8 protein-coding genes are annotated in these 15,903 nt (G+C 62.9%); 7 read left to right on the top strand and 1 reads right to left on the bottom strand.

Translation table 11 applies throughout. The features are described from left to right. Positions 1 to 6: 6 nt before the first annotated feature. Entirely contained in the window at positions 7 to 570 is a 564-nt protein-coding gene (locus tag KUV81_RS02790; protein ID WP_222542322.1) for a NapC/NirT family cytochrome c, read from the bottom strand. A gap of 465 nt (positions 571 to 1,035) precedes the next feature. Between KUV81_RS02790 and KUV81_RS02785 the strand changes: the two genes are divergently transcribed. The 7 genes from KUV81_RS02785 (at position 1,036) to KUV81_RS02755 (ending at position 15,860) form a co-directional block, all read left to right on the top strand. Then, complete coding sequence (locus tag KUV81_RS02785) at positions 1,036 to 2,001, top strand: DmsE family decaheme c-type cytochrome (RefSeq protein ID WP_222542321.1); 966 nt, start codon at positions 1,036 to 1,038, stop codon at positions 1,999 to 2,001. Between the two features lie 12 nt (positions 2,002 to 2,013). Further along, a complete protein-coding gene (locus KUV81_RS02780) occupies positions 2,014 to 4,086 on the top strand; it encodes an MtrB/PioB family decaheme-associated outer membrane protein (protein ID WP_222542320.1) in 2,073 nt (690 codons plus the stop codon). A gap of 205 nt (positions 4,087 to 4,291) precedes the next feature. Beyond that, the gene (locus tag KUV81_RS02775) at positions 4,292 to 6,085 is read left to right on the top strand and encodes an OmcA/MtrC family decaheme c-type cytochrome (protein WP_409995556.1); all 1,794 of its coding nucleotides are present in this window, start codon (positions 4,292 to 4,294) and stop codon (positions 6,083 to 6,085) included. Positions 6,086 to 6,097: 12 nt separating this feature from the next. Beyond that, positions 6,098 to 8,551: an OmcA/MtrC family decaheme c-type cytochrome gene (locus KUV81_RS02770; protein WP_222542318.1), complete on the top strand. Its 2,454-nt coding sequence runs from the start codon at positions 6,098 to 6,100 to the stop codon at positions 8,549 to 8,551. A 317-nt stretch (positions 8,552 to 8,868) separates the two neighbouring features. Next, positions 8,869 to 10,992, top strand: a complete 2,124-nt coding sequence (locus KUV81_RS02765; RefSeq protein WP_222542317.1) for an OmcA/MtrC family decaheme c-type cytochrome — start codon at positions 8,869 to 8,871, stop codon at positions 10,990 to 10,992. Positions 10,993 to 11,432: 440 nt separating this feature from the next. Beyond that, positions 11,433 to 13,643 carry a multiheme c-type cytochrome gene (locus KUV81_RS02760; RefSeq protein WP_222542316.1) on the top strand — a complete coding sequence of 737 codons (2,211 nt, stop codon included), beginning with the start codon at positions 11,433 to 11,435 and terminating at the stop codon, positions 13,641 to 13,643. Positions 13,644 to 13,931: 288 nt separating this feature from the next. Continuing rightward, positions 13,932 to 15,860, top strand: a complete 1,929-nt coding sequence (locus KUV81_RS02755; protein ID WP_222542315.1) for an OmcA/MtrC family decaheme c-type cytochrome — start codon at positions 13,932 to 13,934, stop codon at positions 15,858 to 15,860. Positions 15,861 to 15,903 lie beyond the last annotated feature (43 nt).

Below are 15,903 nucleotides of genomic sequence, written 5' to 3'. Positions count from 1 at the left end.
TAACCCTTAGCCTTTCGGGTAGGGGTGGGCAACGCCCTTGTGGCAATCCACACAGGTCTTGCGATCTTCCGGCGCCTTCTCGAAGTTACGAGCGTGCATGCGCTGGGCCATCTTCTTCATGGTCTCGGGCTGATCTTCGTAGATGCGAGAGTGGCAGTGCTGACAGTTGGCGGAGTCGTTGGCACGGAAGTACTCCAGGGCCAGGTCAGCTTGCTCTTTACGGTTGGCGTCCAGCCACTCCTGGGTGTTGAAGCCGTCGATGGTCATGTAGCCGATCAGGTCCTTGGACACGATGATCTTCTTCACCAGGTACTCAACCGGGTTGTGCGGCAGGTGACAGTCTTGACACTGAACCACCACACCGGAGCGACCGCCACCGTGGGCAGAGGCCAGCACTTCGTCTTTCAGCGAGTGGTTGCTGTGGCAGGTCATACAGAAATCGTCGGTGCTGGTGGCGTGCAGCGTTTGCTGAGTTACAAAGTAACCCACGACACCCACAGCAATACCGATGCTCAGCAGAGCCAAGATGGAGTACTTTGCGCTCGGTTTAAGCAGTCCACGGAAGTTCATCACTCGTCTCCAGATCCAGAAGCGTTTTAATTTGTAATTGGGCTTTAGCCTTTGAGCGGCCAGGCACAAGGTGACAGCAACGCTCAGAAGAAATTCTCTAATTCGCGGCCAATTGTAATGACCCCTTCGAAGTAAATTGATGATTACAATCACACTTCTCGTAATCGGATGGAACGCTTTGGTTAAGGCGTCACCCACAGTCGCGGTGAAGATTTCGCCAACCTCGCCTCGAACACCAAGCCGATCACACCGGCCCAACCTCCAAGGGTAAAAAGTTTCACTCCCGCGACCGCCCTCCTCTCAACGCCCTGGACGCCCGCTTTTGCCTCCCCGGTTGCCCCTTCAATAGCCCTACTTTCACTGGAAGAAAATCTGGTTCGAGCGAGATTCCGTGCTATGCTCGACTGGTATTAACCTTTTAATAACACAGACATAACACTCAAAATCCGCAAAGGAAGCAGGGGAATGATGAACAAAGTGAGCCGGACGTGGCGCCGCGCAGCCTGGGCGATGGTGCTGATCTGCCTGCCGTTTCTCTCCTTTACCGTCTCCGCCGCCTGGGAGGAGCTGTCCGAGGAGGAGTTGGAGCGCATCCTGGTGGAGAAGTTCGAGGCGGGCAACTACTCCGCCAAGGGCGCCGATAACTGCCTGATGTGCCACCGGCGCAGCGACACCGTGATGGCGCTGTTCAGCGGCGTCCACGGCCGAACCGCCAACCCCGCCAGCCCCATGGCCGCCGGCCAGTTGCAGTGCGAGGCCTGCCACGGCCCCATGGGTAACCACAACCGCGGCGGCAAGGAACCGATGATCACCTTCGGCCCCGACTCCCGCGTCAGCGCCTCGGCCCAGAACAGCGTCTGCCTCAGCTGCCACAGCGGCGACGACCGCTTGGCCTGGCACGGCAGCACTCACGACATCGAAGAGGTGGCCTGCGCCAGCTGCCACAATGTGCATGCCGAGCACGACCCGAGCCGCGATAAGCGCCTGGCGATGGAAAACTGCACCGACTGCCACCGCCAGCAACTGGCGCAGATGCACCAGCGCTCCGCCCACCCCATGCGCTCCGGACAGATCACCTGCGTCGACTGCCACAACCCCCATGGCTCGCTCAACGAAGCGATGCTGACCCAGATCTCAGTGAACGACAACTGCTACGTCTGCCATGCGGAGAAACGCGGCCCCGTGCTGTGGGAGCACGCCCCGGTGGTCGACAACTGCGCCAACTGCCACAACCCCCATGGCAGCGTAAACGAGGCAATGCTGACCCAGCGTGCCCCGCAACTGTGCCAAAGCTGTCATGCCAGCCCCCACTCGGGCACCCCGCTGTTCAACAGTGGCGACAGCGCCTTCACCGCCGGTCAAAGCTGCCTGAACTGCCACAACCAGGTGCACGGCTCCAACCACCCCTCCGGCAAACTGCTGCAACGATAGGGAGCGACGGACATGGATAAGACCCTACTCGCCACCCTGGTTGGCCTGGCCCTCGGCCCCCAAGCCCTGGCGGCGGACTTCAGCCTGAGTAAGGCCAACACCGAAACGGTGAAATGGGACGGTTGGGAATGCGAGCGCTGCACCCCCAGCGAAGGCACCGCCGGCCATTTTTCCATCGGCGTCGGTGAGAACAGCATCGAAGACATCCATTTCGCCAACGCCTCCGGCAGCGACGACGATGGCCTGGTGCTGAGCGCCGGCGCAGACCTGACCCACTGGTACGCCAACGACATCCGCACCGAACTGCTGGCCGAGAACCTCGGCCGCGACGTCAGCCTGCTGAGCCTGGGGGCCCAGCGTGGTAACGACTTCGCCGCCCGGCTGGCCTGGCAACAGCTGGCCTGGTACGACGCCACGGTGCAAACCCCGTTCACCAGCAGCGCCTATCATCAGCTGCCCAGCGACTGGCAAACCGGTGCCACCACCGGTCAGATGCCCGGCCTGACCGGCCCACTGCCCCGTCAGGACCTTAAAGTGGAGCGGGACAAGCTGACCTTGGGCCTGGAGAAGTACTTCAACCGCATCCGCACCTACCTGGACGTCAGCCACCAGACCCGCGAAGGCCATCGGCGTAGCGGCGCCACCCTGCTCACCAATTCGGTGAACCTGGCCCAGCCGGTGGACGATGACACCACCGCCCTGGCCGTCGGCCTCAACGCAGTGGGGGGCAACTGGCAGGTGGCCTTTGGGTACCTCGGCAGCCTCTATCGCAATGACCTGGACGCCCAGCGCTGGGACAACCCTTATACCCCGACCTTCGGGGGCGCCCGCCTCGGCCAGCAGGCCCTGGCACCGGACAACGACGCGCACCAGTTCCACATCCAGGGCACCTGGGCCGCCGGGATCCAATCGGTCAGCGGTCAGCTGGTCTGGGGCCGACACGATCAGGACGACGATCTGCTGCCGGCCACCATCAACGGTCCGACGCCGCCCCTGCCCGGCACCAACGCCGACCTGCAGCTGGACAAGCTGGATCTCAACCTGCGCTACCGCATCCGGCCGATGCGCAAGATGACCCTCACCGCCCAGTACGACTACCGCGACCGGGATTTCCGCAACCCCTTTGTCGCCTACCCCTACATCATTACCGACAGCCTGGACGCCGGCACTCGCATCGCCCAGCCGCTGGATCAGACCGACCAGAAAGCCAGCCTGGCGATGAACTATCGCTTCTACACCGGCTTCAGCACCGAACTGGGCTACCGCTGGCGCCAGCAGGAGTGGGACAACCAGGCCGCCGACCAGGCGGACACCAACCAGGTGTGGGCCACCTTGCGACTGAGCCACTGGGAGCGCCTGCAGCTGCGGCTGGAACTGGGCTGGGAAGATCGGGAGCTGGACAATTACCGGGGCTACCCCAACGCCGAAGGGGTCAATGACGACGCCCTGCGGGCCTACTACCTGGCGGATCGGGAGCGCACCTACGGCAAGTTTGTCGCCAGTTACCAGGTGTACGAGCCGCTGTCGCTGCAGCTGACCCTCGAGGGCAGCGAAGAGGATTACGACGACGCCGTGGGCCTGGACGAGGTGCAGCGGGCCGGCTACGACGTGAGCCTCAACTGGCATAAAGAGAAGCTCAACCTCTACGCCTTCTACAACTTCTACAACATTGAGACCGAGCAGGTCGGCAGCAACACCGCCGCGCGCTGGCAGGGCCGCCAGGACGACGACGCCCAGTCCGCCGGGCTCGGGGTCGAGTATCAGGGCGCCTTTGACGATGCCCTGGACTTGGGGGCCGATCTGGTCTGGGCCGACAGCGACACCCTGACCCAGTTGGAGCAGGGGCTCAACGGCGATTGGGGCGATTACAGCGCCACCCGCACCACCGTTGACCTCTATGGCCGCTACCACCTCAGTGACCAATCCAGCGTGCAACTCGATCTGCTGTATCAGAAGTACGAAGACAGCAACTACCTCAACCGAGGCCTCGCCCCCAACAGCATAGGGAACGCCCTGATCTTTGGGGATCTGTCTCACGACTACAGCGACTACCTGCTGAATTTGAGCTATCGCCATGACTTCTAATCCCGCACCCCGAAGCGAACGCGCCCCGGCCGAGCCTGCCCCACAAGGAGTTCGTGACATGAGAACTGGAAACGCCCCCGCCCTGCTGGCACTGGGCTTGAGCGCCCTGCTCGCCCTCAGCGGCTGTAAAGACGGCAACGACGGTCAGCCCGGTGGTCCGGGTCCGGAAACCCCGCCCCCGGCCCAGGAGGTCAACGACATCAAGGTGTCCCTGGACCAGTGGCAGGTCACCGATGAGGGCCAGTTCAGTTTCCGCATGCTGATCACCAACGAGAACGACGAAGGGGTCGCGGGGCTGCAAAGCACCACAGTGCTCGCCGCCCAGTTGCTGCCCGCCGGCTTTACCGGCGCCGGCAACTCCTCCGAGTGGCGCTTCCTGGGTTCGGAAACCTGCACCCAGGGGGGCGACTGTCCCGGTCAGTGGAACGATCTTAAAAACGGCTTCTACGAATACCAGACCGGCTTCAGCGTCAATGACGCCGAGGGGGTCAGCTACGACCCCGGCGCCACCCAGCGCCTGGTGATCAAGGTCGGCGGTGACGCCCTGGCCGACGGCACCCCCATTCCCGTGGTCAACGCCTTTGTGGATTTCACCCCGCCGGACGGCGACCCCCTCTACACCCGGCTGATCGCCACCACCGAAAGCTGCGAAAGCTGCCATACGGATCTGGGGCAGGTCCGCCACGGAGGTCGCTACACCGAGCTGGAAACCTGCACCACCTGTCACTCGGAGAACCGCATCTCCAACCCGGGCAATGTGCTCTCCGGTCTGGCCCACTCCGCCCACGGCGAAAGTGGCCTGGCCAACTTCGTCAACTGCGAAACCTGCCACACCGGCGAAGAGGGGCTGCCGGAGTCCGACAACTGGGCCCTGTTCCCCAGCCAACTGGCCTGTGGCAGCTGTCACAGCGCCATCGACTTCGTCGCCGGCATTGGCCACCCGGCCCAACCGGACAACAGCAACTGCATCGCCTGCCACAACCCGGACTGGACCCGCGATGTGCACCTGATGGCCGACAAAGAGGCCGCCCTGGGGCAGTTCGCTGCCGAGGTGGTGAGCATCACCCCAGACTTGGCCGCCGGCACCCTCAGCGTGGTGGTGGGCCTGAGCAACCCGGTCAGCGGTGAAGCCCTGGCCAGCCCGGACCAGCTCCCCTACGTCAATGATCTGCGCCTCTACGCCAACTGGGGCACCAGCTTTGACTACGTCACCCGCTCGGCCAGCAGCATCCGCCTGGAGCAGTTGACGCCGGAGGAGACCGTGGCCCCGGGCCAATACCGCTACACCCTGCCGCTGCCCGAAGGCAGCCCCACCGCACCGGAGCAGAATGACGGCGGTGCCGTGGCCATGCAGGGGCGGATCTGCCGGGTCGCCGATGCCCTGAGCCCCTGTGACGACGCGGCGGCCCTCAGCCAGCCCATCGCCAGTGCCACCAGCTTCTTCCTGGTGGGCAGCGGGGCCGAGCGCCGGACCGTGGTCACCAACGCCACCTGTGGCACCTGCCACGGCGACCAGCAGCTCAACTTCCACGGCAGCCGCAATGATCTGGAGCAACAGTGTCAGCTGTGCCACAACGCCCAGATGGTGGCGGACGCCACCGCGCCCAACCCCACGGCCAGCAACGCCAACTACTCGCACATGATCCACGCCATCCACACCGCTCAGCGGGCCGGCTACGAAGATTTGGCCTACCCCGCCCCGGTGGGCGACTGCCGTCAATGCCACCTGCAGTCGGACAGCGGCGACAGCTTCGCCCTGCCCATCGCCGAATCGGTGCCCCCCATGGCCCTGAGCGACGGCACCTTCACCAGCACCACGGCCGCCACCTGCACCGTCTGCCACCAGAGTGACAGCGCCAAGGGCCACATGACCGGCAACGGCACCGTGTTCAACGGCACCTTGGAGATGGCCAGTGGCAATAAAGGGTGCGACACCTGCCACGGCCCCGGCCGCACCTACGACATCGCCCCGGCCCACGGCCTGGCACCGGCGCAGTAAAGGAGTTGCCACATGACTTTTTGGACCCACAGCCATCAGGACAGTCCCATGAACGGATTCGATACGCGCAAGCCCTGGCAGACCCTGCTGTTGACCGGCGTCGCCGCCCTGGCCCTGACCGGGTGCCCCGACGACGGTGACGACGGCGCCGACGGCCCCGACGGCCCCCCAGGGGAGGTCAGCATCGCCATCGGCGCGGCCAAGAGCCTCAACGCCAGCATCACCGGCGTCTCCATCGACGAGGCCGGCATGGTGATGGTGGACTTTGATCTGACCAACGCCAACGGCGTGGCCATCGCCGGTCTGGAGAGCTACGAGGCGCTGGATCGCATCGGCATGGGGATCGCCAAGCTCACCACGCTGCAAAAACGTCTGCGCCCCCTGCCCAGTGACGGCAGCGCCGAAGACGGCAGCGGCAAGGGCACCAAGTCCACCCAGTGGACCAGCTACATCAACAACCTGGTGGAGCCCGGCGACGTGAACCTGGGCGACGTGGTGCCGCCGCCGGACTGGGACGCCAACCAGGGTCCTCAGATCCAGGCGGGCATCGAGACCGGCTGTGGTATCGAGTGCATCGAGACCACCGGCAACGGCAGCTATCGTTACACCTTCTCCATGGCCCTGGCGGACTATCCCCAGATCACCGGCCTGGACACCACCTACGACGCCAACCTTACCCACAGGGTCACCATGGAGCTGCGCCGCTTCCGGGGTGACGTGAAAGAGGCCCTGGTCAACGCCGGGTACGACTTCGTCCCCGCCTCCGGTGCCGAAGCGGCCCCGGAGGAGGCCCGCAACCTGGTGGCCCTGGAGCAGGCCTGTTTGCGCTGTCACAGTGACGACTACGACAACAGCGCCGCTCATCCGCTGATCCTCCACGGCGGCGCCCGTTTCGCCCTGGAGAACTGCACCGTCTGCCACACCCCCTACTCCGGCGATCCGGAAACCGGGGCCACGGTGGACCTGGGCTCCATGGTCCACCAGATCCACAAGGCCGAGTACTTTATGATCGGCTTTGGTGGCAATCCCCAGGATTTCCGTGAGCTGACCTTCCCGGCCAACGGCAACGACTGTCAGGTGTGTCACCTGGAAAGCGAGGACGCCCCGGCCCAGGCCAGCAACTGGTACTTCCATCGCCAGGAAGCCTGCCTGAGCTGCCATGAGAAGTTCGCCCCTGAGGACTGGGACGGTACCGCTCGTGGCCTGTTCCACAACAACAGTTTTACCCCCTTTGCCGAGGGCAACTGCGCCGGCTGCCACGCCGATGACACCAACCCCCTGGGCTCCTCGGTCTATCACCTGGCCAAAGCCACCGCCACAGAGGCCAGCCGCACCGCCTACGGCTACGAGATTGGCAATGGGCAGTACGATCCCGCGCTGAACACCCTGACCTTCACCCTGACCTGGCCCGGAGAGATGGCCCCGGAGCTGGACCCCAATGTTCAGGCCTTCTGGGTGACCGCCGCGGCCTTCGATGGCACCGAGTATGACCTGGGCGGCGTGCGCGCCGACGATATGGGCAGCCCCTTCGGCCGCCACAAATCGCGCATCGCCTTTGACCTGACCACCGCCAATGCCGTGGACAGCGTCATCAGCTCGGTGGTGGGCGAAGGCGGGATCACCTACACCGTCAGTGGCATCGATCCCCTGGTGCACGATCTGTTCAACGCCACCGGCCAGGGCTTCTTGGACGGCAAACTGTTCGTCTGCGCCAACGCCGCGGTCACCAACCTGGACACCAGCGCCCTGGTGCCCGTGGCCTGTGACAGCGCCGAGGCTCGGGTGATCGAGGCCATCGTCGCCGGCAACAAGGCCAGCTTCTCCGCCGACGGCAGCGACGTGGCCATGCGCCGGGTGGTGGCCATGGAGATGGGCTGCGTCAACTGCCACGCCGAGCAGGCGGACTTCTCCAGCGCCCACGTCGGCACCCGCGGAGACGAGACCTACCCGCCGGACAGCGCCTGTGGCTCCTGCCACGCCGGGACCCCCAATACCGCGGTGTTCCTCACCGACGGCAGCTGCGTGGCCTGTCACAACCCTCACGGCTCGGCCCACTCCAATAAGCCGTTCGAGCGGGGCTTTGACTTCAAGGTGATGATCCACGAGATCCACGCCGGCACCCGTTCGGAACGGCGTACCACGGATCTGGCCATCACCTACCCGGACAGCGCCGCCAACTGTGCCGCCTGCCACGCCGATGACCAGATCGACCTGGCGGCCATGGCGACCCTGCCGGCGGTGGTCACCGGCACCACCGAGTACTCCCCGGCGGTCGCCGCCTGCGCCAGCTGCCACGCGGTGACCGAGGCCGCCAACGGCTCGGCGGTGGCCCACTTCCGACAAAACGGCGGCGTCTACGCCGGCACCCTGGGCGAATACGTGCCCGCGGAGTCCGCCGAAACCTGCGCTACCTGCCACAGCGCCGGGCGCAGCGCCGGATACGACGTGGTGCACGGGCTGGAGTAACGGGGTAACCCACAGCAAAAGGGGCTCGATGGAGCCCCTTTTTCTTTGTCTGCTTGGCCACTCAAGTTGTTAGCAAAGGTTACAGTCCGTCACTTTCCACCCCGCTGCGCAAACTTTTTACCCTTCCCGACACTTCGAAAAGATCTTCAGTCACACCTCGGTTTACCGCCCTGCTTTGAGCCCTTTCCATCTCACCACCTTTGTTAACAGCATCACATTTATTTTGACTGGCCCCTCGTAGACTTGGCGTGCGGCGGCATATTCACCGCCGTGACAATTACTTATATGACATCGTTTCTCATTTGCAGGGAATAGAGATGACAACAACAACTCGAAACTGGAAACTCATCGCCTCCGCGGCCATGGTTTCTCTCGCGCTGTCCGCTTGCGGCAGTGACGGCAAAGACGGCAGCGACGGCGAAGACGGCCAACCCGGTCCCGTCGGCGTCAACATCAGCGACACCTCCCAGGTGATGGCCAAAGTCAGCTCCGCGTCCGTGGACGCCGAGGGCTTTCTGACGCTGAACTTCACCCTGAGCAACGCCAACGGCGTCGCCGTATACGGCCTGGCCAACGCCGACATCGGCGCGGTCTCCTTTGGCCGTCTGGGCAACGAGGAAGAGGTGGGCACCACCGACGTCCCCGGCGAGCCCCGCGACATCTGGCTGAGCTACTTCAACAAGGACAAGGGCGACGGCCACTTCACCGGCTCCTCCTACTTCAAAGGCGGTGACTGCGAAGACTGCCTGGTGGACAACCAGGACGGCAGCTACACCCTGACCCTGGACAAGGCGATCGACACCCTGGCCTACGAGTACGGCTACGAGGCGGACGCCACCAACGGTCTGTACCTGGGCATCAAGGCCGCCGGCAAAGACGGCGTGGCCCTGGTAGAGAACAGCTTCTACTACTGGCAGCCCAGCTCCGAGACCGAGCAGGCCCGACCCAAGGAGCTGATCGCCGAGCAAACCTGCCAAAGCTGTCACCGTCCCGGTCACGATGGCGCCCTCTCCATGCACGGTGGCAAGCACGTCACCCTGGAGTCCTGCACCTTCTGTCACACCGACTACAACAGCTACAGCAAAGAGCTGAAAGACGAAGACGGTAACGTTACCGACACCATCGTCTACGACGGCTCCATCAAGGGCATGGCCCACCACATCCACAACAATACCTATGGTGTGGGTGCGGAGATCTACCCGCAGATGAGCTCCAACTGCCAGACCTGTCACCAGAGCAGCGAAACGCTGGAACTGGCTGACCTGTGGAAGGCCGATCTGGACTCCGCCACCTGCATCAACTGTCACGGCAACATGCACGGCGGCAAGACCGAGTGTCAGTCCTGCCACTCCGCCGACGGCATGGCCCGTGGCGCCGAGGATGCGCACTACCTGCAAAACGCCAACGCCCAGTCCACTGAGCTGAACGTGGTGTTTGACGAGATCACCGTGGCCGAGGACGGCCTCTCCATCACCACCATCTTCAAGGTGATGGACGGCGAAGAGCTGGTGCCCCTGGCCCAGATCGACCCCCGTCCTTACAAGTACGGCGGCTACAACAGCGCCATCGTGCTTAACGGCACCCTGGGCGACGACTTCCTGGTGAACTACCAGAAAGTGGGCTACGACACCTTCACCGACAACGGTGACGGCCGCATCAAGTCCGTGATCAGCGACGACAGCTACGCGGTGAAGGAGCTGGTGGACGCCGGCGCCACCATCGCCCTGTCCAGCCAGATCCACGTCTGCTTCGACGGCTACGGCGTTCGCGCCGACTGTAACGTGGATGGCGAAGGCAACCTGGTGGGCCAAGAAGCGCCCTACCTGGTGAGCGACACCTTCTTCTTCGCTCAAGACGGCACCGCTGTCGCTGAATCCCCGCGTGTCCAACACGCTGAGATGGGCGACTGCCAGGCCTGTCACACCACCGCCATCACCCACCGTTACACCAACGATCTGGACGGCTGTGCCAGCTGCCACAACGGTACCCGTGACAAGAAGGGCCAAGGCTCCTCTAACCTGGCGTACATCGTTCACAGCAAGCACTACCTGGGTGGCTTCTTCAAGAAGACCGACTGCCAGACCTGTCACGGTGACAGTGGCTTCTCCCTGAACGGCATCGCCGCTGACGCCGCTCCGGTGGCCTTCGGTACCACCGACGGTGAGCGCCTGGGTGCGGACAACGAGCAGCTGCTGGTGTCTCCGCAGACCGCCGCTTGCATCAGCTGTCACCAACCGCCTTACGGTCTGAGTGACTCCACCGTTGCCCACATTAAGGGCATGGGCGGCGTCATCGACCACGACGGTGACATCATGACCCTGGGCGTTCCGGCCAGCCAGTACGACGATTACGTCAACATGCAGGGCCAGGAAACCTGTGCCACCTGTCACACCGGTGAGCAGATCCTCAAAGCCCACTCCAACTGGAGCAGCAGCCACTAAGCTCTGCCCCTAAGCAAAGCGGCCCGTCCGGGCCGCTTTTCTCCTTAGGGATTACAAATCATCGGCTTGCCAGGGTTCAGCTTGTCGTTTTTGCGACCGGCCTCACACCCGCCCCACTTCACCTTTGCGCCACTTCTCAGAAATCCCTCAACGCCCCTCCGTTTACCTTTTGACCACCTTTAACCCATTGAATTAACGTCGAGCTGTGACCCAGCGGCTTGGGATCAGCCTATCCTTTCGCCTGACCTCGGCTTTTTCATTCTGCACTCACGTCCGACCGGACAATCGAAACATTTTCAATACACATCAGGCCTTTGGTGACCGTTATCCCGATCACGTTACCCCTGGTTCCCCTTCCCTAGACTCTGCTATCGACCCATTCCCCCCAGGGATTGGAGTGGGCAATCAATAGAAATCTTTTCAATTTGCAGGGAAAAGAGATGATCGAAAACAACAAGAACTGGAAAGTGCTGGCCTCCGCGCTGGCGGTTTCCGCGTTGCTGGCCGGTTGTGGCAGCGACGGCAAAGACGGCTCCGACGGCGAAGACGGCAAGCCGGGCCCGATCGGTGTTCACATCGATCAGGCCGACAGCCTGAACACCCAGAACCTGTTCGCCGAGTACGACGCCGACAGCAACCAGCTGGTGGTCGAGTTTGACCTGGTGAACACCAACGGTGCCGCCATCTACGGCGCCTCCCAGGACAACCTGACCCTGAAGATGGGTCGCATGGCCCTGGAAAGCGAAGCCGCTCGTGACGACGTTCAGCCGATGACTGAGCCGATGTTCAACCGCGAGATCTGGGCCAGCTACCACCACCGCAACGACACCCGCGGTTCTGCCTCCATGTGCAGCAGCTCCTACACCCCCTACAACGAGTGTGCGGTCGAGGAGATTGAAACCGGTAAGTACCGCTTCGTTGTGGACCACGCCCTGCCCACCTCCAAAGAGGAAGGCGGCGCCGAGTTCTTCTTCGCTTACGACGAGAGCCAGGTACAGGGTCTGATGATGCGCGTCCAGCGCACCCTGTCCAACGGCAAGACCGACTACGACGGCACCCACTACGCCACCTACTACTGGGAAGCGGGCAACGTTGAAGCCGAGCGTCCCAAGGCTGTCGTGGCTGACCAGACCTGTTTCGGCTGTCACACCGCCGAAGACAGCAAGGCCAACCAGTACGAGAGCGCTCGTGACGAGCACTACACCTACCGGATGAGCAACGCCCACTACGGCACCAGCACCGAAGTGTGCTCCTTCTGCCACGTGGATTACGGCCTGCGCACCGTCACCGACGGCGACGACGTGATCGAGTACTCTCACTCCATCAAAGGTCTGGTGCACGCCATCCACACCGGCGCCACCCACGCGGACCGTCGCGGCGTAGCCAAGTTCGAGTCCACCATCGCCAAAGACGGTGCCAACCCGGCGTTCTTCCTCAAGTTCAACAAAGAGGACGGCATCTACCCGCAAGAGGCGTCCAACTGTCACGCCTGTCACGTGGATTACACCACCGACGCGGAGACCCTGCCGGAGAACGTGACCATCCACGCTCTGGATTGGTTCGCCGACCAGGATCAGCGCAGCTGTCAGAACTGCCACGGTGACTACCACTACGGCACCAACGAAGGCGGTTGTGTCAGCTGTCACAGCACCGACAACGGCAACACCCGTGGTGGTGCCATGCGTCACTTCGCTGGCCACGACACCGAGAGCCGTGAGCGTGCCTACAACGCCGCCAAGCTGATTGACGTGGCTTACAGCAACTTCGCCCTGGCCGAAGACGTGCTGAGCTTCAACGTGGCGCTGACCCAGGGTGAGACTGTGGTTGACGCCAAGTACGTCACCAGCAACAACCTGTACGTCAACGCCATCGATCCGGCCCACCCGCAGGGCTTCCTGGTGTACCGTCCGTCCGTGACCCGCACCTGGAATGCCGATGGCACCATCACTGCCACCGTCACCGATGCCGCCCTGGCCGCGGCCATCGAGAACGGTGCCAGCATCGCCGTAACCGCCTCCATCAAGGCCTGCTACAGCAATAAGAGCAGCACCCTGAGCGAGCTGGACAGCGAAGGCGCCTGTGGTGGCGTTGTCAGCCAGAACGCCGGTCTGACCGAGTACTTCAACCTGGATGGCTCTGAGGGCACCGCCCGTCACAGCGCCGCCAGCATGGAGAACTGCCAAGCCTGTCACTCTGACGACATGGTGGTTCGCTCCAGCGACCACTACCGCAACGCCGACCTGGCCACCTGTGCCCAGTGTCACGAAGCGGGCGACTACAACAGCATGGCCGTTCGTGTCCACGGCACCTTCGGCAAGGCCCACGGTCGTGAAGACGTACAGCAGCTGCTGAGCTCCGCCAACTGTCAGGCCTGTCACAACGACAACTACACCCTGACCGACGCTCGTGAGACTCCGCTGCGCTGGAACCGTCGCGATGACTCCTGGAGCAGCCCGCAAGCCGGTGTCTGTGCCTCCTGTCACGTCTCCGACTACTACGACCTGGGTGGCGGCGCCAACTCCGCCAAGGCCCACATCGAAAGCATGGGCGGCGTAGTGGCCGGCAGCTACGATGAGGCTGCCCTGTCCGGTGAGTCCTGTGCTACCTGTCACAACGCCGAGAACATTCAGAAGAACCACAAGTTCAACTGATTGATTTGGTGAATAATGAGCGGCCCTTCGGGGCCGCTTTTTTTTGCCGCCTGCACGTTGACAAGCGTCCGGCGAGGGGGAAACCCGGTCTCGATTCGGGTCTGGCGCAAAGTTACAAACCGCCGTGAAAACAGGCCGCTAGATCGCTGATCTCCGTCACGGTTTGTGCCGAGCCAAGTTGCTATAAAGCACAGTGACTTTGTGGGTTAACAACAGGCCGCCAAGGCCGAACCCCCGGTCCGGTAACTCGACATCGAGTGCCCCATATTCTTTTGCAGGGAATAGATGATGATTAACAATAAACACCAATGGCGTCTCACCGCCTGTGCCGCCATCATGGCCACCGCCCTGGTGGGCTGTGGCGACGATGGCAATGATGGCAATGACGGCGACGAGGGCCGCCCCGGCGGCAACCCCGCCGAGTCCATCGCCCAACTTCACCTGGACGTGACCAAGGTTGAGTACGTTGACGGTCAGCCGGTCGTCACCGTTCTGGCCACCAACGAGGAAGACAAGTCCGTCGTTGGCCTCCAGGGCATGGAGATCAAAGGCTACGAGCTGACTCCCCAAGGCTACAACCAGGTTGGCGATTCCGCCCGCTGGTCCTCCACCGCCAGCACCAAAGTCTACGAAGACCTGGGCAACGGCTACTACACCTTCACCTTCGACGGCATCGAGCAGGACCGCGAGCTGACCCAGCGCTACAACGTGCTGGCCGGCAACAACACCCTGCCTGACGGCACCCCGGTGCCACGCAACGAGATCTCCGTGGATTTCGATGGCCAGGGCAACAACCCGCTGTACACCAAGGACGTGATTTCTCACGACGCCTGTACCGCCTGTCACGTTGAAGGCGAGCCGCTGACCACCCGTCACGGCAGCTACTTCGAAGCGGAAACCTGCATCAACTGTCACAACGAAGACCGCATGACCGGTCAACGTGCCAGCTTCCAGCACCTGGTGCACACCATCCACAACACCACCGCGACCTTCACCGACAAGAACGATCGCGAGTACACCGGTGAAGTGGCCGAGCACCTGCTGCAGAACAACTGTCAGGCCTGTCACGTCGAGTCCGAGCAACTCGCCGAGTGGGGCAACTGGACCCGCGTTCCCACCAAGGAAACCTGTTCCGGCTGTCACAACAACGGTTACGACGGCAAAGAAGTGGTTCACCTGAACCACCTGGCCAGCCAGGACAACTCCACCTGTGCCGGCTGTCACAACCCGGGTGACCTGAACGACATCCACATGAAGGGCCACAACGACCAGGCCAAGATCGTGGACGAGTACGCCTACATCGCCGAGTCCGTAGTGAACGAAGACGACACCGTCACCGTGTCCGTCACCTTCACCCAGAACGGCAACGAGATCGACGCCGCCACCATCGCTGGCAGCATCGACCTGGCAGAATTTGTCTCCAACGTCGGTCCCAAGTTCCCGGTACTGGGCTACGGCGACAAAGACTCTGGCAAGATCACCACCGACGGCATCAACGAAGCCATCGTGGCCGGCAAGCTGACCTACACCACCAAGGTTCTGCCTTTCGGTGCAGGCGACGCCAACACCGCCCTGTCCCTGGTGGGCATGCGCGTTTGTGCCGCCAACGGTGCTCTGGTTGAGTGTTCCGACAGCGCTGACAAGATCGCCCTGGACGCCTTCACCGCCTTCGTGGCCAAAGAGGGTACTCTGTCCGAGCGTCACAACAGCCTGGACAACACCAGCTGCCTGGGTTGCCACGGTGACACCTTCCAGCTGCACAACGGCAGCCACCACACCGGTTTCGTGCTGAACGACAACGTGAAAGTGGGCGACTGTGCCTCCTGCCACACCCCGGAAGGCACCTACGCGCCGACCAACATGGGTGCCATCGAGCTCAAGCTGCACAAGGTGCACGGTGAGCAGTGGATCGTTGCCGACTGTGCCCAGTGCCACACCGGCTTCGAGCTGGACGCCTTTGCCGACAAGCGCTCCATCAACACCGGTGCCGATGACCTGGGTGCCACCTACAGCACTCCGCGTGCCGCGACCTGTATCTCCTGCCACAGCCCGGACAACACCCTGGCCGGCGGCGAGACCCTGAAGCAGCACATCGAGACCGTTGGTGGTGGCCTGGTTGACGCCCCGCGTGACCAAGCCGACGCCGCTGCCCAAGTGGAATTCTGCTTCTCCTGCCACAAGCCGGAGCTGCACAACCACAAAGTCATCGACTTCTAATCCAAGCCCGGGAGGGCCCTGCCCTCCCGATTTCGCGCACAGA

This window comes from Ferrimonas balearica (assembly GCF_019802085.1).
Classification (GTDB): domain Bacteria; phylum Pseudomonadota; class Gammaproteobacteria; order Enterobacterales; family Shewanellaceae; genus Ferrimonas; species Ferrimonas balearica_B.
This window is presented reverse-complemented; position numbering and strand designations above follow the sequence as displayed.

What these genes read in the sequence shown, in the direction of transcription:
- KUV81_RS02790 (WP_222542322.1), bottom strand. Translation starts at nt 570, where the DNA reads ATGAACTTCCGTGGACTGCTTAAACCGAGCGCAAAGTACTCCATCTTG.
- KUV81_RS02785 (WP_222542321.1), top strand. Translation starts at nt 1,036, where the DNA reads ATGATGAACAAAGTGAGCCGGACGTGGCGCCGCGCAGCCTGGGCGATG.
- KUV81_RS02765 (WP_222542317.1), top strand. Translation starts at nt 8,869, where the DNA reads ATGACAACAACAACTCGAAACTGGAAACTCATCGCCTCCGCGGCCATG.
- KUV81_RS02770 (WP_222542318.1), top strand. Translation starts at nt 6,098, where the DNA reads ATGACTTTTTGGACCCACAGCCATCAGGACAGTCCCATGAACGGATTC.
- KUV81_RS02780 (WP_222542320.1), top strand. Translation starts at nt 2,014, where the DNA reads ATGGATAAGACCCTACTCGCCACCCTGGTTGGCCTGGCCCTCGGCCCC.
- KUV81_RS02755 (WP_222542315.1), top strand. Translation starts at nt 13,932, where the DNA reads ATGATTAACAATAAACACCAATGGCGTCTCACCGCCTGTGCCGCCATC.
- KUV81_RS02760 (WP_222542316.1), top strand. Translation starts at nt 11,433, where the DNA reads ATGATCGAAAACAACAAGAACTGGAAAGTGCTGGCCTCCGCGCTGGCG.